Consider the following 20011-nt stretch of genomic DNA (forward strand, 5'->3'; position numbering starts at 1 on the left):
TTCAGATGCCGTGCGCCGGCGCGCTCCGGGTATCGGTGGCGGGAATGATCCGGTACCGATCCGACATCCGCGGTTGTCGTATGCGTAGGTACATCGGTGATGTATTTGTTAATGCGCTACCTATCGGACGAATTCGAGTAAGGTGTTGGTGTTCTGCTGTTCGTCTTGGTTTTGGCGGCCGGAATGAGTACGCGGTAGACGGGGGAGCACGAAGGGATTCACTCCTTGTCGGACCCGTCGGTCACGAATGCATCGCAGCAGGCCGAGAATAGAATTCACTTCCAAAACGCCGCATCAACGCTGCCTAAACCTACCGCCGGCGCGGGCGCGCGCCCGGCGCACGCGAAGTTCCGCCCGGACATCGAAGGCCTGCGCGCCGTCGCGGTGTTGGGAGTTGTCCTCTTTCATGCCGGTGTGCCCGGAGTCGGTGGTGGCTTCATCGGCGTGGATGTCTTCTTTGTCATCTCGGGTTTCCTTATCACCGGGCTGCTTTGGCGCGAGGTGAGCACGGCTGGGACCATCCGGTTGCGCCGCTTTTACGGGGCGCGCGCCCGTAGATTGCTGCCGGCGTCGGCCACGGTGGGGGTGATCACCGCGATTGCCGCGTTCCTGCTGTTGCCCCCGTTGGCGATCCGGCCCGTCCTGCTCGACGGGATCACCAGCGCGCTGTACGTCGGAAATTGCTGGTTCTTTCTCGAGGCCACCGATTACTTTTCCGCTACCGACAGTGCGTCGCCTTTCCTGCACTATTGGTCGCTGGGCGTGGAGGAGCAGGTCTATCTGGTCTGGCCGGCGATCATCCTCGGTGCGGCTTGGGTGATCCGCCGCACGCGCCGACGCGCTGGCGCCACCGGTCCGTCGTCGAAGATCCCGTACCTGATCATCCTGGTGCTGATCGGTGCGGCGTCGTTTGCGGCGGCGCTGGTGATTACCCGCATGTGGCCTCCCGCCGGGTTCTTCTTGATGCCCAGCCGCGCGTGGGAGTTGGCCGCCGGCGGCCTGGTGGCTCTCACGGCGGGACAGTGGAGCCGCCTGTCGCCACGGTTAGCTGCGGCTGCCGGTTGGCTTGGCCTGGGCGCGGTCGTGTTGACCTGTGTCCGGCTGAGCTCCTCCACGCAGTATCCGGGTATCGCCACGCTGGTGCCCGTTCTTGGGACCGCGCTGGTCATTGGCGCGGGGTGTGCGGCACCTGACCGGGGAGCCGGGCGGGCGCTGTCGTTGGCGCCGATGCGAGCGATCGGCCGGGTGTCGTACTCGTGGTATCTATGGCACTGGCCCGTGCTGCTGCTTGCGGTGCCGTTGCTGGGTCATCCGCTGGGGCTGACGGGCAGGCTGGTGACCGTCGTGATCTCCGCCGGCTTGGCCGTACTGACGCTGCACTACATCGAGAACCCGGTCCGGCTCTCCACCGCGGTGAACAGCTCGCCCGGCCGCAGCTTGGCGGTCGGGGGCGCGGCCACCGCGGTAGCGGTTTGTGTGGGAATGGTGCTGCTGATGTTCGTGCCCATCCCCGTTGGCCCCGGTCCGGCGGCTCCAACGCTGACTGTCAGCGAGCCATCTCGCTCCGCGATCCAGGGCTTCGACGGTTACAACGCGGCGGTGAACTATGCGCTCGAGCAGGTGCAGGCGGCGGTCGCGGCGTCGGCCAACCTGAACGCCGTGCCGTCGAATCTTGAACCCCCCCTTGCCGATGCGGCCGCAGAAGAACCCCGGATGTACGTCCACGGCTGCATGCGCGATTTCTTCCAAGTCGATCTGCCGGAGTGCGCGTCCGGCGACACCGCATCGAAGACGACGGTGGCGTTGGTCGGCGATTCGAATGCCGCGATGTGGAACCCGGCGTTCGAGTGGGTCGCCGCGCGGCGGCACTGGCGGTTGGAGAGCATGGACAAGGTCGGCTGCGCACTGGTCGATCTGCCGTTGACTACGCCGCACCTTCGCCGGGAGTACACCGAGTGTGAGCGGTGGCGGGAGCAGGTGATCACCCGGTTACAGGCCGAGCATCCGCGACTGATCGTGCTGGGGATGTCACGCGCCTATCTCAACCAGGGTTTTACGTCCTACGACCCGGCGTGGATCGCCGGCCTGAGCCGGCTGATGCAGCAACTACGCGGCACCGGCGCGAACGTGCTGGTCCTCGGGCCGATTCCGGATCCGCAGTCAGCTGTGCCGGCGTGTCTTTCCGGGCACCTCGACGACGTGCTGGCGTGTTCACCGCGACGGTCGGTTGCGGTCAACGAAGCTGGCATTGCGGCCGAGGCGGTCGCCACGAATGTTGGTGGGGGGCAATACGTCGACGTCACCCGGTTGTTCTGCGCCGGTGACCGCTGCCCGGTGATCGTGGGCAACGCCCTGGTGTACCTGGACAGGGTGCACTTGACGTACGAATACTCCCGGCTGCTGGCGCCGGTGATGGGCCTGCTGGCCGACCGAACGCTAGCTTCGGGATGACCGGGCGTTAGGTGGGAACCGCGTGTTGCCGTAGCACATCGTCGTACACGCGCTTGACCGTGACGGGAAACGGCGTGATCGCCACGGCCTGGAACTCGTGCGGGAAGTCTGTGCAAACCCGCAGGTCCCGCACGTGATAACGAGAGGACGGGCTGGACCCGAGTGCGATCCGAACGCTACGGTGGGCGACCTGCTGCACCGTCCGCATGACGGTGCAGACGGACACGGGTCGCCGCGACGCGATGTTGCGCAGCACCGGTGTCGACGGCTGATTCTGCACGGCGTTCTCGACCAGCATGCGCACCATCGCGGCGGCATCGTCGACGTAGAGGTAGTCGCGGAGTGTCTCCATCGGTACGAAAACGTTCAGCGATTGACGCGTGACCGCGGCTCGGCAGAGCTGGCTGACCAGACCCTGCTGCTTGGTGAGGTTCTGACCGGGCCCGGCGAGATTGGAGAACCGGCCGATGACGACGGGCAGGCAGCCGCCGAGCGTCGCCCGCAGCATCTCTTCCTGAGCGAGTTTTGTCTCGCCGTACGGACTTAGCGGCCGTGGCGTGGTGGACTCACTGAACGGTGGGCGAGCCGATCCGGCGTAGATGCCTCCGGCCGAGGACGACAGAAAGAACGCGCCCCGACCGGCTGGCCGCGCGTCGCGCAGCCGGGTGACCAGGTGAGTCAGGATGCGCGTCTCGGCCGCGAGTGTCTCTGTCGTGGAACCGATTACGCCGCTACCGGCGGCCCAGATAATCGACCAACGGTCGTCTCCGGCCGCATGAGTGAACCGCTCGAGTTCGGCGTCCAGCACATCGGTCGCGGCGGCGTGATCCTGCCATGGCACCGGGTGTTCGACGTACGTCGAACCCACGGCCCGCGATACGGCGCTGCCAAGCAGGCCGCCGCGGCCGACGATCCAGGTAAGCACCCGTCACTCCACCGGGCTGTCGAATACCTCAGCGGGATCACGTACCACGACGTACACCGGCCGACCCATCGCCATGCTGGCCGACGCGGCGATGTATTCGGCGATGATTCCCAGCGCGAACAGGATGGCTCCGCCGACGACGAGCACCGCCACGAATACCGATGTCCACCCCTCGACGCTGATGTCCCCGACCGCTTTCTGGATCGCGCTGTAGATCGCCACGCCGAAACCGAGTAGTGCCAACACAATGCCCATCGTGGAGACGAAGCGCAGCGGCCGGGTCCCCGATGAGATGACGAGCCGCCAGAAATGCGAGACGAGACGACGCAGGGTGTACGCACTGGCGGGCCGCCCTTCTTGGCGCATCGCCACTGGACAGGTCGAGGGGTTCGCAACCACCCACGACAGCGCTACGTCCAGAAACACCCCCGCGCCGGCGTACGCCGCGACACTGCGCCCGGCCTCGCCGAGGATCAATCGATAACTGTTGAAGGCCCTCACCCCGTCGGCGGCCACCAGGATGTGCAGGAATATCCACTTCGTCAGCCAGGACGCCGCGTTGCGAAAAACGCCGTGCGGTGGCCGGTTCGTCGGGGAGGCGTACACGAGCTGGGTGCGATCGCGGTAGGCGATGTCGAGAAATTCGCCGATGTACGCCGGATCGTGTTGGCCGTCCTCGTCCATCGTGACGATCCAGTCACCGCCCGACGACGTCATGCCGGCGAGGGTGGCGGGATGCTGGCCGAAGTTGCGGGACAACCAAACTGGGCGGACCCATTCGTCGCGCTCGGCCAGCTCGCGCACGGCTTCTTCGCTGCCGCGAATGCCCCGGTCCCACACCAGGAGCACCTCGTCGACGCGGAATTGCCGGCCGGTCGGTGTTTTCTGGGGCGAACGTAGCTCCTCGAGCTCCTTCACCACATCGGGCAAAGTCACAGCTCCGCTGTAGACGGGGATCACAACGCTGATCGAATCCACACGGGCCGATTGACGGTCGTCAGTCACCCATTGCCTCCCGAACGGACGGTCCGGGGAGTAACTGTACCGATGGCGTACCGACCAAGTGACGCCAACTCCGATTTTGTGCATGTCAGCCGCCGAGAACAGCGCCGGGACTTCCGAAGACGCCAACTCTTGGACAGGGTGCGGTGATGTCGGGTAATTTGCCGCGAAGCTGAGCGCGCGGGTATCGAGAAGGGTGGGCACGTGTCGAACCGCAATGCCCGAAACGGGGACCGAAAACTTGGCTGAGCTGAAATGCCTGTAACGACAGAACGCCGAACCGCGACGGTGCATCGTCGGACAACGAGGCCGCCGCGACCGGCCGTTATGCTCCGGCCCAGGCCATCGCGAGGGCCGTCGCCGGTGTACGCTCACCGCGTGTCCCTGGTCACGGCTCCGGTGTTCGGGCAGCGGTTGGGATCCCTTTTCCGCATTCGTCCGCTTTCAGGAAATTCCACACCAGGGCGGCCCCGATGAAAGCCGTTCTGCTGGCCGGCGGTCTGGGCACTCGCCTGAGCGAGGAAACCACGGTCCGCCCCAAACCGATGGTGGAGATCGGCGGCCGACCGATCCTCTGGCACATCATGAAGCTGTACTCGCACCACGGTATTCATGAATTCGTCGTTTGCTGTGGCTATAAGGGCTACGTCATCAAGGAGTATTTCGCCAACTATTTCCTGCACATGTCCGACGTCACTTTTGATATGTCGGCCAACAAAATGGAAGTGCATCGGCGTCATGCGGAACCCTGGCGCGTAACGCTGGTCGACACTGGTGAGGACACCATGACGGGCGGCCGCCTGAAGCGGGTAGCGAGCTACATCCGCGATGACGAGGCGTTCTGCTTCACCTACGGTGACGGCCTCAGCGACGTGAATATTGGTGCGAGCATCGAATTCCATCGACAGCACGGTCGGCACGCCACGGTTACCGCGGTGCTTCCCCCGGGACGTTATGGGGCTCTCGAATGTAAGGGCGACGTCGTCACCGGCTTTGCCGAGAAGCCACGTGGCGACGGTGGCTTGATCAACGGCGGATTCTTCGTCCTTTCGCCCGCGGTGCTCGATTACATCGACGGCGACCAGACCTCGTGGGAAAGCGTACCGCTGACTCGGCTGGCCGCCGACGGCCAAATGATGGCGTTCGAACATTCCGGTTTCTGGCAACCCATGGACACGCTCCGGGAAAAGAATATGCTCGAGGATCTGTGGAGCAGCGGCGAAGCGCCGTGGAAATGCTGGAATTGAACGCCTTCGACTCGGCTTATCGCGGGCGCCGGGTGTTGGTCACCGGTCACACGGGCTTCAAGGGCAGCTGGCTATGTCTGTGGCTGCAATCGCTGGGCGCCGAGGTCACCGGGTTGGCGTTGGATCCGCCGTCCGAGCCCAGCCACTGGGACCTGTTGAAGTTGGCGATCCAAGACCACCGCGTCGACATCCGCGACGAAGCGGCCGTCGGCGCGGTCTTCGCCGCTGCACAGCCCGAGATCGTATTCCATTTGGCGGCACAGCCTTTGGTCCGTCGCTCCTACCACGAGCCGATCACCACCTGGGCCACGAATGTGATGGGCACCGCGCACGTACTCGAGGCGGCCCGCCATGCTCCGGACGTGCGTGCCATCGTCGTCGTCACGACCGACAAGTGCTACGAAAACCGCGAATGGCCTTGGGCCTACCGGGAACGAGACCGCCTCGGGGGCCACGACCCCTACAGCGCGTCCAAGGCCGGCGCCGAGTTGGTGGCCGCGAGCTATCGGACCGCGTTTCTGCAACAGCCGTCGGCTCCGCTGCTCGCAACCGCCCGGGGCGGCAACGTAATTGGCGGTGGTGACTGGTCCGAGGACCGACTCATTCCAGACCTGGTGCGTTCGGTCGCCGTCGGCGAGCCACTCGTGATTCGCTCGCCCCAGGCGACGCGACCCTGGCAGCACGTATTGGATTGCCTCAGCGGCTATCTGCTGCTAGGTCAGCGGCTCCTCGCCGGTGACGATGCCTGCGCAGGCGCGTGGAACTTTGGCCCGGACGGTGACGCAAATCGGACCGTCGAGCAGGTCCTCCAGGACCTTGCTCACACCTGGCCGCAGCTTCGGTGGCAGGTGACATCCGATCCCCAGCCGCACGAGGCGGGATTGCTGCAACTGGACAGCGCCAAGGCGAGGATGCAGTTGGGCTGGCGCCCCGTCTGGAAGCTTGAAAAGGCGATCCACCGCACGGCCGACTGGTATCGACTCCTGATGGAATCGGGTGAACTGCCGAGCACCGACGAACTGAGGGCCTACATCGCCGATGCGGCCAGCGCCGGATTGGGTTGGGCGACAGCATGAAAATCCTTGACACCCCGCTGGCCGATCTGAAGATTGCGCACTCGGTGCCGCACCGGGACCAACGCGGTGCGTTCACTCGCCTTTTCTGCGCCGAGGAACTTCAGCCCGTGCTGGGTCAGCGCCACGTCGTGCAGATCAATCACTCCCGAACCAGTAGCGTCGGGGCCGTGCGCGGCATGCACTTCCAATACCCGCCGCACGCGGAAATGAAGATGATCCGCTGCCTTCGCGGGCGGGTCTGGGACGTCGCGGTCGACCTGCGCGCGGGCTCCAGCACGTTCTTGCACTGGCACGCCCAGGAACTCGCACAGGACGACGCGCAAATGTTAGTCATCCCAGAAGGTTTCGCGCACGGCTTCCAGGTCTTGGAGCCCGAGAGCGAGTTGCTCTATCTGCACACCGCGTTCTATCACCCGCCAGCCGAGGGAGGGCTACGGCACGACGACCCGCGGCTAGACATCGCGTGGCCATTGCCGCCACAGGACCTTTCATCTCGTGACCTTTCCCATCCGCTGTTGGGTGCCGATTTCACCGGAGTCGCCGTATGAAATGCCGACACTGCGGCATGGCATTGGAGCACAGCTTTGTGGACCTCGGCTTTGCGCCCCCTTCGAACGCCTACGTCTATGCCGAGGAACTGTCCAATCCGGAGGTGCACTATCCGCTGCGGGTGAAGGTGTGCCACCAGTGTTGGTTGGTGCAGACCGAGGACTACGCCCAGGCGGAGAAACTCTTCAGCGCCGACTACGCCTACTTCTCCAGCACCTCGAGCAGCTGGCTCGAACATGCGGCCGGCTACGCGCGCATGATCACCGACCGGCTGCAGCTTGGGCCCGAGAGTTTCGTCATCGAAGTCGCTTCCAACGATGGCTATCTGCTCAAAAACTTTGTGGCAGAAGGCATTCCATGCCTAGGGATCGAGCCGACGGCGAGCACGGCCGTGGCCGCCGAGGCGTTGGGCATCCCGGTCATGCGGGAATTCTTCGGCGAAGACCTAGGGCGCCGGCTGGCGGATGAAGGACGGTCGGCGGATCTGATCGCGGGCAACAATGTGTATGCTCACGTGCCCGACATCAACGACTTCACCCGCGGATTGACGGCCGCACTGAAGCCCGAAGGCACTGTCACACTGGAATTTCCGCATCTTGTCCCGTTGATCGAACAGACCCAGTTCGACACGATCTACCACGAACACTTCTCATACCTGTCCCTCACCACGGTGGCCCGCATCTTCGCCGAAGCCGGCCTGCGCGTGTGGGATGTCGAGGAGCTGCCAACGCACGGCAACAGCCTGCGGGTGTATGGCTGCCACGCCGATGCGGCGATCGCCACCACCGACCGCGTCGACGCGCTGCTCGCACGTGAGGACGCGTTCGGGGTGACCCGGCTGGAGACCTACACCGAATTCCAGAACCGCGCCGACCGGGTCAAGGACGACCTGCTGACCTTCCTGATCGAGCAGAAGCGTGCCGGCCGGCGCGTGGCGGCCTACGGAGCGGCCGCCAAAGGTAACACCCTGCTGAACTACGCGGGTGTCAGGCCGGACCTGCTGCCGTACGTATGTGACGCCGCACCATCGAAACAGGGGAAATTCCTGCCGGGAAGCCATATTCCAATCCGCGCACCCGAGGCGCTGTGGGAAAATTCGCCAGACTACGTGGTGATTTTGCCCAGGAACATCGCCCACGAAGTACGGACGCAGTTGAAGGATCTTGCCGAGAAAGGCGCGAGTTTTGTGATAGCGGTTCCTGAATTGAGCTTCCTGTGAAGCCCAGCAGGGGTTCTATCAGAGCAACTTCGAGTGAAATTTACCGGCGCTCAATGCTAATCAGCTTGTATCGGTCGTGGGTCATCGCGCGAATCTCCTCCAAGTAATTGGAGTTCATCACATAGATGTCTGCCCCCGGAGCAAGCCGTGCCATCCCCTCGTCCGGGGACATCACTCGCAGGCCGGTGGCCGGCACGAACTTGTCGCACTTGTCGGGATTGATGTCGATAAGAACATCGACTGGATGGCCGTAGCGTTCCCGCAACAGCGAATAGATGACGCCTTTCGACGCAGCGCCCCATACGGCACTTAGCCCGCCTGCGCCCTTAGACGGTGCGAGGTTCGCCATGGCGAGAAAATCTTGTGGGAAGTCCACCCGGTCGGCCGGGCCGGCCACCGGTGCCCGCAGGCTGCCGAGGTCTGCGACCACGTATATATATTGACCGCCGAACAGGCGCCCGCTGTCTTGCACCTTGCCGAACATTCTCGAAAAATCCCCGAGCCGGAAATAGTTGACGTGCTCGTAGAAGATGTCGAACCAGGCGTTTGCGCCAAGAATCCACTCGAAGCACGGCACCTCGATGTAAATCAGCCCGCCCCCGTTCGCGTCACGCAGACCTTCGAGGAAGGTGAAGGGGTCCTGTACATGTTCCAGCACATGACGCAGGACAATTCCCTTGGCCGACACCTTCACGCCAACGCCGAAGTAGTGACGCTGGACGTCAGGATTGTCACCCTCATAGGTCGGATCGAAGCCGGTGATGGAGCAGCCGCGGGACAGCAACAATTCGAGGAAATGCGCTTTGCCGCAACCGACTTCGACCAACTGATCAGTGCCCAAGTTCCGCTCGACGATGGCAGCGACTTCCTCTAGATGGCTCTGGAACAGCTGACTATGCGCCTGCTCGTTTTGATACGCGGCATCGTAGTTCATCAACTCCGGCTGGAAGGCGGCGTTGTAGATCAGGCCACTGGTCTCGTTCTGAACCAGGCGAATGTCGCCGCGGGGACAATCGCGTGCCTCCTGGGCGGAGTTGTACATCCGATTCTGAAAGATCGGAAAATTGGACTGTTCGTAAAGTTGTGTAATCTCGGTCACCCTATGTCCTTCCGCACGCCGACGATTCGCGGCGGGTCAAACGCGTTTTCGGGCCGGGCCCCAAAACGCAACAGTTCGCGCCGACCGAATTCGTCAGCAATGCGTTCGGCGAGTTGCCGAACGGTCGTCTCTTCGCCCGAGCAAATATTGACGGCGCCTTGCTGTGGCCCCACCGCGACGTCAGCGATCATCCTGGCGGCATCTTTTACATCGAGGAAGTCGCGAACCTGCTCCCCGCGCGTGAGGAGCACTTCTTGGCCCGCCGCCATTTGCTTCCGAATGTATGGAATCAGCCGGCGCTCGTCTTCTCCTTCGCCATACAGGTAGAAGATCCGACACCACGCAAACGTCATGCACTCCGGATCGAGAAGAGAGCTGAGTACCTGAAAGGCAGCGGCCTTGCACGCCGCGTAGAGGGTGTTCGGCGACAAGGGGGTATCGGTCGTCAGCAAACCTGCTGAAGTGTCGTACTCCGCGCAGGTTCCGACTCCGACGAAACGTTTGCCGTTGACCGAGCTGAATGCGCGGGCAAGATTGAGTGTGCCGGTGAGACAATCGACGTTCAGTATCGAGGTGAGATATTCGCCTGGCTTCGCGTACCAAGCCGCATGCACCAAGGTTTCCGAACCTTCGAGCAACTCTTCCAGCCTGCCAGTCGACTCCGCGAACAAGTCGGGAGTTTTCACGATCTCGAGCCGGCCGCCCGGCGCGATGCGTTGCAGATGAGACGGATCGCGAACTATCGCTCGCACTGGGTAGCCGCGCTCCAGCAGGTGATGCAGAATCTGTCTCCCGACGAAACCGGTGGCTCCGGTCAGAGTGATAGTCATGAGAATCTCGGCGTAGGTCGAGTCGGAGGCCGTGTCCGGCGAACCAAATTGGCGCGCGTGTCGATATTCACGTCTCCTTCACCGAAGCTCTTCATCAAGATCTCGAACGCCAACGTAGTATGACCGCTTCGAAAGAGCCACGGCTGATTTTCCGGCCGACCGACTACCAGCGGCAAAGACTCACGCGTTTGCCGTTGCGGGCTAGTGCTCCCGGTTGCCGTCCGGTCGGTCGTCTGCCGTGTCTGTGTCCGGCCCCGGCTACGGACGGATTGCGCGCGTCGCGCTATGCGGCGCGATCGGTAGCGGCGGGGCGCATCCGCCGGCCGAGCCAGCGGTACATGGCGTGGCGGGCCAGGGCGTTGATCCGGGCTCGCGTGGCACCGATCAGCAGGTCCCGCCGGCCGAGCAGGCCGGGGTGCTCGGCGGCCAAGGCGTGGAAGAATTCCACGACCTGGCCGGCCTGGGTCTGTATCTGCGTTCCGACGCTTACCTGCGAACCGCTCATGCGGAATGCCCACAGTGGCCGCGGTACCGCGACGAGATTCGCGTTGCCGCGCAGTAGCACCGCGCTGTACGTCACGAAATCCATCAGGTAGGGGAATCGCGAGTCCCAACCCCCGACTTCAATCAGTGCAGAGCGCCTGAACAAGGCAGAAGGCGGCTCCCCGAAAATGTTTGTGCCGGTGAGCACGCTGCGTCGGACTGCCTCGGCACCGGGGACGCGACCGCGTAGTCCGGCCAAACCGTGGTTGCGAAATACCGTCTTTCCGGTGGCATCGATGACGTCTCGGGAACTGACAGCCAAGACCGCTGACGGGTCCGCTGTCAATTCCGCGACCTGCACCTCGAGATTGTCTGGATAGAGCAGATCATCAGCGCAAACCAGCTTGACGAACTCACCCGTGGCGAGTTTGGTGACGTGATTGAAGTTCTCGTTCGCCGTGATGGTGGAGGGCAGCCTGGTCAATCGGACCCGCGGGTCGGAGGTGTGCCGCTGCAGTGCCTCCCAGGTGCCGTCGGTAGACGCATTGTCCGAAATCACTAGTTCGAAGTCGGACAGAGTCTGCGCCAAAATCGACTCGACGGTCGCATTCACGTACGCGACGTTGTTGTAAACCGGCACGACGACCGATACCAATGGGGTCACAACACTGCCTCCTACTGCTCAGCTGGCGGAATTCGGCGGGGTTATGGGGAGCAACACGCCCCCAAGTGCAGACCAACCGTATAACACGGTCCGGGATCGCGATGACCAGCTGCGGCCATCGATGAAACTTCGCGCAGTCCTCGTCGTTCCAATATGTTCTGCGCTGCCGCCGCAGTTTGCGTGATAGCTTTCAACGCTGTGTCCGCATATGAGATCGCGGTATCGACGATGAGTCCGCCCGGGGTGCCGCTGGTCTGGCCCCAGGCTGTGCCGACTAGGACTCCGCCCAAGTGAGCCTGGTGGCGAAAGTCAAAGCGCGGTTCGGGACGCCCGTGCTGCTTAATGTGCGTCCGCTGCGTGATCGCCGCACCGACGAACCCGGCCGCTGTGTCTCGTGCGGCGCCGACACTACTTTCGCCTTCAATTCCTGGACCCTGCCCAACGAGTTGCACGCCTTCTGGGCTGATGCTGCTGTGTCGCGCGCGTACACCCGGCGCGAGAGCATGTTCTGCCGGTCCTGCTGTAGCAACCTAAGAGTGCGGCGGATCGCCGAGGTTCTCGTCGCTCTGTACGGGGCCCCCGGGTGTAAGTCGTTCAGCGAACTCGTCGAGGACCCGTCGTTCCGCAATCTCGATGTCGCCGAGATAAACACGATCGGCCCGCCCGATTCGCTACACGGACTGCTGCGGAAACTCCCGCGGCTGATGTTCTCCGACTATCGGGGTCCAGAGGGCCTGGGTGAGGTTGCCGACGGCGCCCGTAACGAAGACATCTGTCGGCTTACCTACCCCGATGCCTCCTTCGACATCGTCCTGTCGTCCGACACGTTGGAGCACGTCCCCGACTTCCGGATCGCGTTGGCCGAGACGCGGCGAGTACTGCGGCCCGGCGGCCGTCACATCTTCACGGTGCCGATCGTCTGGACTCGTGCGGCGACGGAAACACGCGCCCGGGTTGGCGACGACGGCGAGATCGAGCATCTGCTGCCGGCTCTGTACCACGGCCGGGGTAGCGGTGCTTACCGATACATCCCGGTCGGCGTCGACATGCTGACCTTCACCGAATTCGGCCGCGACATAGTCGATTTCGTGCGTGAAGCGGGATTCGAACCTGAGGTCTACGCGGGGTCCGATGATGGTTCCGGCGCCGAGATCGTATTCGCGGGTCGCGTCCCCGGGTGAGGGCGCTCGGCGTATGCTCGCAGACTCGCCCGCGCTGACCCGGGACCAGGTCGTCTCGCATGACTGAATTCGACCTCCCGCCCGAATCGGCACCACCGGGGCCGCTGATCCGGCTAGTGCGCGACCAGCGCGTCGCGTTCCTGCTGGTGGGAGGCATCAACACCGTCGTTGGATTCGGCCTCTTTGTCGCCTGTTCGGTGACCGTGGGCCACCTCGTCGACCGCCAGTTCGGCTCGGTTGCCGGGGCGCTGATGACCGTCACCATTTCGCACATCCTGAGTGTGTTGTTCGCCTTCGTAATGCACCGCCGGCTGGTGTTCCGCGTCAGGGGCCACGTCCTTCGTGATCTCGTGCGCTTCGAGAGCGTCTACCTCACCACATTTGGCCTCAACGCCGTCGCCCTGACTGCGCTGGTCGAGCTGGGTGTGCAGCGCGTCGCAGCGCAAGCGATAGTGTTTGTGCCCATCCTGCTGCTGAATTACGTTGGCCACCGTTTCTTTTCGTTCCGGCGTACTGCCAGAGACCCGCTCAACGCCGAGGACGAGACCTCGCACTCCACCTAGCGCCGGTACGGCCGCGTCCGAGGCCTAGGACGCGCTCGTGGAGGCGGGCTCGGGCGACTCGGTAGCTGTGCTTGCCTCCGGTGGCGAGCCCGCGGCGGACGTTTTGCGAGCGTACGTGACGATGACTATGGCGATCGTGACGAGCCATAGCATCGGCACCAGTGTCGCCGTGGTGAGCACCGTCAGCTCCGAGATCGGCGGGCCGTCTTTTCGGTACAGCAGGACTTGCATCGGCGGGCTCGGAAGGGCGATCGTCGCAATGGTGAGCGCTGTCGACAGGCTCAACCAGATGCCGACTGTGCGATGGCCCCCGGCAACTGCCGCGAGCCGGTCGAAGATCCCGGAGCCCGGCTCCCCATCCGGGTCTCGCACCAGTAGCGCCGCAATCGGGAGAGCGAACACGAAGTAGTAGCTCATGCTCACGATCGGGAACAGGGACGCCGTAACCAGCAGCACAATGCCCGCCATGACGGGCGGGATGCGTCGCCCGAGAGCCAGTACGGCGACGATGACGATGGCGAGGACGACGTACCCGATCAGCGCTCGGGGACCCGCCAGGTAGCCGTCGGGCATTTTGCCGCCGGTTTGCATGAACATCAGAATGTCGGGCGCCAGGAGTAGCGACCTGGAAAACGACACGTTTGAGGTCGCGACGACACCGACACTGCCGCTTGCATAGCCAAGGGTGCTGGCGGCCGATTGCATGATCGTGTGCGGAAAGTCCTGCGGCCAGAACAGATATGCGGCGGCGTTCAGCACCACGGCGCCGCCGATCGCGATGCCCCCCCATCGCCACTGACGGACGGCGAACAGCACGATGGCCAACACGACGAACTGCGGTTTCAACAGCGCTGCTAGCACGACCATGGCCGTGGCGAGTCCCCACCGTTGCCTAACCAGCGCGATCAGAAACACCAGCCCGATCGGGGCCAAGAAGCCGACCGAGTTCGCCCGATCGATCACCGACCACACCGGGACGGCCGCGGCGCCGCATGCCACGAAGACCACGATCCGCTCGAGACCACGTGCGCCCCGGGCCGCCCAGACAGCGGGCGACAGCACGGCGACCGCCAACGCGAGCAGGTACCCCAAGACGCCGATCACCGGCGCGCCCAATAATTTGCCTATCCACCCGAAAATGAGCGGTGGAAGCGTTCCGGCGGCCGGGTAGTTGTTCACGGCCATCTGGTGGATGTCCGGCTGCAGAATGATCTCGAAAGGTTGCCACGGATTGGCCCGCATGCCGAACATGACTTCATAGGCATAGTCGCTGAAGCAATGCCGACCGATGTTGGTGCCCCAATCGAGGTAGCAATCGGCGTACGGGAATGCGAGCAGCGATGAAATGGCGTCGATCGCGAAATACTGCGTGAGAACGAAACCGGTAAATCCTGAAAGTGCAGACGCTAGCAGGATGGTGCCGAGCAGGATCGTGCGCGGGGATTGGGCGGTAACCGCTGAATACCCGTCCCGGAAGGCAGCTACCGGCCCGCGGCGGGACTTGGCGGGTTGATTCATCTGCATTCTCCTCGGTTCTGTGCGAAACGAAGCAAAGCAGGGACTTCAACTGCCGCCGGGCAGCCCAGACCCATTGGGTGGCACACTACCGGGTGCGGCGCGTTGCAGGGCAAGGACGAAGGAGATGTTTACCGCATGTCGAAGCCGTGCTTGGAGAGCATTTGGCGCCGCAGATCCGGCCGGTTCGGCAATGATTGGCACATCGACTGTCGGGAGGGACCATGGCTCTGCCAGTTTCGCACTACGACGTAGGCGTCATCGGCCTTGGCTACGTCGGGCTGACGCTCGCGACCGTGCTGGCCGAGGCTGGCAACAAAGTGATCGGTGTTGAGAAGCGGTCCGAGGTGGTCGACCAGACCAACGCCGGTATCCCGCACTTCTCCGAGACCGGATTGCCGGAAGCGTTGTCGCGGGTCGTCGGCTCGGGAAGCCTGGTGGCCGTCGGTCAACTCAGTCCAGATGCGGTGTGCGACACGTACATCATCACGGTCGGCACGCCGCTGTCCAGCGATGGGCTGGTGCGCACCGACATGATCGAGGCGGCCAGCCGCGAGGTCACCGCGAACATGGGCGACGGCGCGCTGGTGATCCTGCGTTCCACGGTCAAGGTCGGGACCACCCGCGAGGTGGTCTCGCCCATCCTCGCCGAGTCCGGCAAGCGCTTCGACATCGCCATGTGCCCCGAGCGAACACTCGAAGGCCAAGCGCTGCAAGAGCTGCGCGAATTGCCGCAAATCGTGGGCGCGGATGACCCCGCTGTCAGCGACCGCGCCGCTGCTGTCTTCCGGCGGCTGACCAACTCCATCGTCGCGGTGTCGAGCCCGGAGACCGCCGAAATCATCAAACTCGTCGACAACACCTATCGCGACGTGCATTTCGCGTTCGCCAACGAAGTGGCGCGACTCTGCGATGCGTTCGCGGTCAACGCGCACGAGGTGATCTCCTCGGGGAAGCTCGGTTACAAGCGGACCAACGTTCCGCTGCCCGGCCTGGTGGGGGGGCCGTGCCTGGAAAAGGATCCGCACATCCTGCTGCAAAGCGCTCGCACCCGCGGCATCGAATTGGAGATCACCGTTGCGGGCCGGCTCGTCAACGAACGGCAGCCGGTGGAAACCGTCAAATTCATCAGCGACGAGGTCGCCAGGCGTAACCTGCCTTCGCCGTTGCGAATAGCGTTGCTAGGCATGGCATTTAAAGGCATCCCGGCCACCGACGATCTTCGCGGATCGATGTCCATCAAAGTGCTGGACCAACTGAAGAAGGCCCATCCGGACGCCGAAATTCGGTTGTTCGACCCGGTGATCAGGCCCGAGCAGCTGGCGGCCAGTTTCCCGGACGAGCGCATCTTCGACCGGCTCGGTGATGCGGTGAGCGGCGCCTCCGTCGTGATCATCGGCAACAACCATCCGGAGCTGGGCAGGATTTGGCCGCGCACGATCAGCGAGTTCATCCTGTCGGACGGCTTCGTGTTCGACTACTGGAATCACTTCAGCCACTTGCCCTCGTCCGAGCTGGGCAACTCGTACTTCGCGGTCGGCAACAGCAGGGCGGAGCTTTCGTGAGCACTCGCGTGGTAGTCACCGGCGGCGGCGGGTTCATCGGCGCGTATCTGGTCAGACGTCTGGTCTCCGAAGGCTGGGATGTCGCCGTCATCGACACCATGGTGCGCGGCGAGGCCGGGCGGCTGGCCGAAGTAGCCGACGATATCGAGCTTTTCAATTGCGACGTCCGCGACCAGGACGCGCTCGAGCGGGTGTTTGCCGGCGCCGAGGTCGTCATGCATCTCGCGGCGATCAATGGCACCGAAAACTTCTACAAACGCCCAGAGTTGGTGTTGGACGTGGGATTACGCGGTGCGTTGGCGGTGGTCAATGCCGGGCGCAACGCTGGTGTGCCGGATCTGGTGGTGGCCTCTAGCGCGGAGGTGTATCAGACGCCCTCGGTTGTGCCGACACCGGAGACGATTCCGCTGATGCTGCCGGACAGCCTCAATCCCAGGTATTCGTATGGCGGGTCGAAGATCGTCAGCGAGTTGATCGCATTCGACTACGCACAGGATCACTACCGCAAGGTTCAGGTGTTTCGCCCGCACAACGTATATGGCCCCGACATGGGCTACAAGCACGTCATACCGCAATTCATCGCCAGGGCCAAGGCAGCGCGGGACGCCACACCGAGCGGGCCGGCGCCGTTTGAAATCCAGGGTGACGGCACTCAGACGCGCGCGTTCTGTTACGTCGACGACATCGTCGACGGCGTGCTCACCATGTACGAGAACGGTGGGCACCGCGAGATTTTCCACATCGGCAACGACGAAGAGGTGTCGATTCGGGACTTGGCCGGCCGGGTGGCAACGGCGGTCGGGATCGAGGTGGAGATTCGTCCCACCGAGGAGGCCGAGGGCGGGACCCCGCGCCGGTGCCCTGACATCCGAAAGATGCGCGGCCTTGGCTATCAGCCGGGCGTCGGCCTGGACGAAGGCCTGAAGCGCACCGCCGCTTGGTACCTTCGACACGGCAGCGACGCCGTGACCAATGAGTTGTTGTGAGGTGTCAGAGGTGTCAGAGGTGTCAGTGGATCTAGGTTCACGGATTTACGTTGCCGGTCATCGCGGCATGGTGGGCTCCGCGATCACCCGGCGGCTGGTGGGCGAGGGTTTCACCGACGTCGTGACCCGCACCCATGACGAATTGCCACTCGACGATCATGGCGCGGTCGAGGAATTCTTCGCCGCGCAGCGCCCGGAGTACGTCGTCCTGGCGGCCGCGAAGGTCGGTGGGATCGTCGCGAATGCGACGTATGGCGCCGACTTCATCCGGGAAAACCTGAAAATCCAGACGAATGTCATCGACGCCGCGTATCGGTACGGCGCACAAAAGCTGCTCTTTCTGGGATCAAGTTGCATCTATCCGCGAGACGCCGAGCAACCGATTCGTGAGGACGCGCTGCTCACGGGTCCGTTGGAGGAAACCAACCTGCCCTATGCTGTGGCCAAAATCGCCGGCAAGACGATGTGCGACGCGTATCGAAAGCAATACGGCTTCAACGCATTTACGGTGATGCCGTCGAATGTCTACGGCGTCGGCGACAACTTTCACCCCGAGCACTCCCACGTCGTCGCGGGCATGTTGCGCCGGTTCCACGAGGCCAAAATGGCCGGCGCCGACGAGGTTGTCGTATGGGGGAGTGGCTCGCCGCTGCGTGAGCTCATCGACGCCGACGACCTCGCCGATGCGTGCGTCCTGCTGCTGCGTTCCTACGACGGTGGCGGAATGATCAATGTTGGCTCAGGTGAAGAGATTTCGATCCGAGACCTGGCTCTGTTGATCAAATCCATCGTGGAGTTCGACGGGCGGGTCGAGTTCGACCGCTCTCGCCCTGACGGCACGCCCCGCAAGATCATGGACAATACGAACCTCACCGCACTCGGATGGCGGCCTTCGGTGACCATCGAAGCCGGCTTGAAGAAGATGTACGACTGGTACCTCGAGTCAGATGCGTTGCGCCTGAGCTGATTGCGAGGCACCAACCGGAGCGCGGATCGACAACGTTGCTGGTGAGCGAAGCTGCCTGCTCAGAGGTATTGGCGTGTTAATGTGACGCAGTGCCTTTGTTGGACAATGCCCGCTTGATCGCGCGTGGCGTCTCACTCGAGGTGCCACGCTATCTTTCTGAGCGGGCCTGGAAGCGCGAGTTCGTCAACCAGCTCAAATCACGGCGGGTTGACGTCGTGTTAGATGTGGGCGCCAACTCCGGCCAATACGCCATGGGCTTGCGCAAGCGGGGCTACCAGGGGCGCCTCGTCTCGTTCGAACCGCTGGCCGGGCCATTTTCCGAATTGCAGAGCAACGCGTCCAAGGATCCGCTTTGGGACTGCCGGCGGCACGCACTGGGCGATGTCGATGGGACGATCTCGATCAATGTCGCGGGCAACTCCGGTGAAAGCAGTTCGGTCTTACCGATGCTGAAAAGCCATCAAGACGTCTTCCCCGCCGCGAATTATGTTGGTGCCGAAGAGGTTCCGATTCACCGGCTTGATACGGTAGCGCCCGAGATTCTGCGGCCGTCTGATCGGATTTTCCTCAAGATCGATGTCCAGGGGTTCGAGAAACAGGTACTCGCCGGGAGCACGGCAACGGTGAACGATCGCTGCGTCGGCATGCAACTCGAACTTTCCTTCCTGCCGCTATACGAAGGCGGAATGCTGATCCGCGAAGCGCTGGACCTGGCCTACTCCTTGGGGTTCACCCTGACCGGAATGCTGCCCTGTTTCACCGACATTCGTAACGGCCGGATGTTGCAGGCCGACGGCATCTTTTTCCGTGACGATTCGTGATCAAATGCACAGCGATGCTGGGGAGGGCCCATATGCCGAAAACCGTGAGTCGCGCATGAGCGGACCGATGTTTTCGATCATCGTCCCGACCTGGAAGGCCGCGGGGCACGTCGGCGGCTGCGCCGAGAGCCTGCTGCGCCAGACCTACACCGATTTCGAGCTGGTCGTGGTGGACGGCGCCTCGACCGACGGGACCCTCGACGTCGTGAAGAGCTACGCCGACGATTTCGGCCCACGCTTGGTCGTGCACAGCGAGCCCGACAAGGGCATCTACGACGCGATGAACCGCGGCGTCAGCATGGCGACCGGGCAGTGGTTGCTCTTTCTCGGGTCTGACGACAGACTGCACGACGCGGACACCCTGGCCCGGGTGGCGGAGTTCATCGGCGACAACGAGCCGTGCGACCTGGTGTACGGCGATGTGATCATGGGTTCGACCGGTGCCCGCCACGCCGGCGAATTCGACCTCGACCGGCTACAGTTCGAGACCAACATCTGCCACCAGTCGATCTTCTATCGGCGCGAGCTGTTCGCCGGCATCGGCCCGTATAACCTGCGTTACCCGATCTGGGCCGACTGGGATTTCAACATCCGTTGCTTCTCCAACCCCGCGCTGAACATCCGGTACATGGACATCGTCGTTGCCGACTACAACGACATGACCGGCCTCAGCATGCGGACCGGCACGGACAAGGAGTTCAGAAAGCGGCTGCCGATGTACTTCTGGGTCGGCGCCATCGAAACCGGCAGCCGCATGCTGGCGTTTTTCAAGGAAAAGGAAAACCGCCAGTTAGCGGTGCGGGCCTGGCGTACCCGGTTCAAGGCGGCGTCAAAGGCCCGGGCAGACAACGCCGGAACGTAGGTCGGC

The 20011-nt window shown here is 63.3% G+C and carries 18 protein-coding genes; 12 read left to right on the top strand and 6 right to left on the bottom strand.

Translation table 11 applies throughout. The features are described 5' to 3' along the window. Positions 1-300 precede the first annotated feature (300 nt). Positions 301-2451: an acyltransferase family protein gene (locus MJO58_RS11590; protein WP_239723240.1), complete on the top strand. Its 2151-nt coding sequence runs from the start codon at positions 301-303 to the stop codon at positions 2449-2451. 7 nt (positions 2452-2458) lie between these two features. Here the strand turns inward: MJO58_RS11590 and MJO58_RS11595 are convergent, their stop codons facing one another. Further along, positions 2459-3376 carry an NAD-dependent epimerase/dehydratase family protein gene (locus tag MJO58_RS11595; RefSeq protein ID WP_090601618.1) on the bottom strand — a complete coding sequence of 306 codons (918 nt, stop codon included), beginning with the start codon at positions 3374-3376 and terminating at the stop codon, positions 2459-2461. A 3-nt stretch (positions 3377-3379) separates the two neighbouring features. Then, positions 3380-4381 carry a glycosyltransferase gene (locus tag MJO58_RS11600; protein ID WP_239722903.1) on the bottom strand — a complete coding sequence of 334 codons (1002 nt, stop codon included), beginning with the start codon at positions 4379-4381 and terminating at the stop codon, positions 3380-3382. 470 nt (positions 4382-4851) lie between these two features. Here MJO58_RS11600 and rfbF point away from each other — a divergent pair, with 470 nt between their 5' ends. From rfbF to MJO58_RS11620, 4 genes are read left to right on the top strand one after another with little or no spacing between them, the layout of a single operon-like run. Continuing rightward, positions 4852-5625: a glucose-1-phosphate cytidylyltransferase gene (gene rfbF, locus MJO58_RS11605; RefSeq protein ID WP_090601619.1), complete on the top strand. Its 774-nt coding sequence runs from the start codon at positions 4852-4854 to the stop codon at positions 5623-5625. Next, positions 5586-6701 carry a CDP-glucose 4,6-dehydratase gene (rfbG, locus tag MJO58_RS11610; protein WP_239722904.1) on the top strand — a complete coding sequence of 372 codons (1116 nt, stop codon included), beginning with the start codon at positions 5586-5588 and terminating at the stop codon, positions 6699-6701. The genes rfbF and rfbG overlap by 40 nt, the downstream gene beginning before the upstream one ends. Beyond that, positions 6698-7249: a dTDP-4-dehydrorhamnose 3,5-epimerase family protein gene (locus tag MJO58_RS11615; protein ID WP_090601620.1), complete on the top strand. Its 552-nt coding sequence runs from the start codon at positions 6698-6700 to the stop codon at positions 7247-7249. The genes rfbG and MJO58_RS11615 overlap by 4 nt, the downstream gene beginning before the upstream one ends. Continuing rightward, the gene (locus tag MJO58_RS11620; RefSeq protein ID WP_259608756.1) at positions 7246-8469 is read left to right on the top strand and encodes a class I SAM-dependent methyltransferase; all 1224 of its coding nucleotides are present in this window, start codon (positions 7246-7248) and stop codon (positions 8467-8469) included. The genes MJO58_RS11615 and MJO58_RS11620 overlap by 4 nt, the downstream gene beginning before the upstream one ends. Positions 8470-8509: 40 nt before the next feature. Here MJO58_RS11620 and MJO58_RS11625 read toward each other — a convergent pair whose 3' ends face one another. The 3 genes from MJO58_RS11625 to MJO58_RS11635 form a co-directional block, all read right to left on the bottom strand. Then, entirely contained in the window at positions 8510-9568 is a 1059-nt protein-coding gene (locus MJO58_RS11625; protein ID WP_217493120.1) for a class I SAM-dependent methyltransferase, read from the bottom strand. Next, positions 9565-10398 carry an NAD-dependent epimerase/dehydratase family protein gene (locus tag MJO58_RS11630; protein ID WP_090608859.1) on the bottom strand — a complete coding sequence of 278 codons (834 nt, stop codon included), beginning with the start codon at positions 10396-10398 and terminating at the stop codon, positions 9565-9567. Before MJO58_RS11630 ends, MJO58_RS11625 begins: the two co-directional genes overlap by 4 nt. A gap of 283 nt (positions 10399-10681) precedes the next feature. Next, the gene (locus tag MJO58_RS11635) at positions 10682-11545 is read right to left on the bottom strand and encodes a glycosyltransferase family 2 protein (protein ID WP_090601622.1); all 864 of its coding nucleotides are present in this window, start codon (positions 11543-11545) and stop codon (positions 10682-10684) included. A gap of 290 nt (positions 11546-11835) precedes the next feature. Between MJO58_RS11635 and MJO58_RS11640 the strand changes: the two genes are divergently transcribed. Together MJO58_RS11640 and MJO58_RS11645 are read left to right on the top strand one after the other, a co-directional pair. Continuing rightward, positions 11836-12726, top strand: coding sequence for a class I SAM-dependent methyltransferase (locus tag MJO58_RS11640; protein WP_090601623.1), 891 nt, complete (start codon positions 11836-11838; stop codon positions 12724-12726). A 59-nt stretch (positions 12727-12785) separates the two neighbouring features. Beyond that, a complete protein-coding gene (locus MJO58_RS11645; protein ID WP_239722906.1) occupies positions 12786-13289 on the top strand; it encodes a GtrA family protein in 504 nt (167 codons plus the stop codon). A gap of 24 nt (positions 13290-13313) precedes the next feature. Here MJO58_RS11645 and MJO58_RS11650 read toward each other — a convergent pair whose 3' ends face one another. Further along, the gene (locus tag MJO58_RS11650) at positions 13314-14807 is read right to left on the bottom strand and encodes a glycosyltransferase family 87 protein (RefSeq protein WP_090608861.1); all 1494 of its coding nucleotides are present in this window, start codon (positions 14805-14807) and stop codon (positions 13314-13316) included. A gap of 221 nt (positions 14808-15028) precedes the next feature. Here MJO58_RS11650 and MJO58_RS11655 point away from each other — a divergent pair, with 221 nt between their 5' ends. From MJO58_RS11655 to MJO58_RS11675, 5 genes are all read left to right on the top strand, one after another. Beyond that, positions 15029-16369: a nucleotide sugar dehydrogenase gene (locus tag MJO58_RS11655; protein ID WP_239722907.1), complete on the top strand. Its 1341-nt coding sequence runs from the start codon at positions 15029-15031 to the stop codon at positions 16367-16369. Beyond that, the gene (locus MJO58_RS11660; RefSeq protein ID WP_239722908.1) at positions 16366-17355 is read left to right on the top strand and encodes an NAD-dependent epimerase/dehydratase family protein; all 990 of its coding nucleotides are present in this window, start codon (positions 16366-16368) and stop codon (positions 17353-17355) included. The genes MJO58_RS11655 and MJO58_RS11660 overlap by 4 nt, the downstream gene beginning before the upstream one ends. 19 nt (positions 17356-17374) lie before the next feature. Continuing rightward, complete coding sequence (locus MJO58_RS11665; RefSeq protein ID WP_338048771.1) at positions 17375-18322, top strand: GDP-L-fucose synthase family protein; 948 nt, start codon at positions 17375-17377, stop codon at positions 18320-18322. 89 nt (positions 18323-18411) lie between these two features. Next, entirely contained in the window at positions 18412-19143 is a 732-nt protein-coding gene (locus MJO58_RS11670) for an FkbM family methyltransferase (protein ID WP_239722909.1), read from the top strand. Positions 19144-19198: 55 nt separating this feature from the next. After that, a complete protein-coding gene (locus tag MJO58_RS11675; RefSeq protein ID WP_090601628.1) occupies positions 19199-20005 on the top strand; it encodes a glycosyltransferase family 2 protein in 807 nt (268 codons plus the stop codon). The last annotated feature ends 6 nt before the right edge of the window (positions 20006-20011 follow it).

It is taken from the genome of Mycobacterium lentiflavum, from assembly GCF_022374895.2.
Lineage (GTDB): Bacteria > Actinomycetota > Actinomycetes > Mycobacteriales > Mycobacteriaceae > Mycobacterium > Mycobacterium lentiflavum.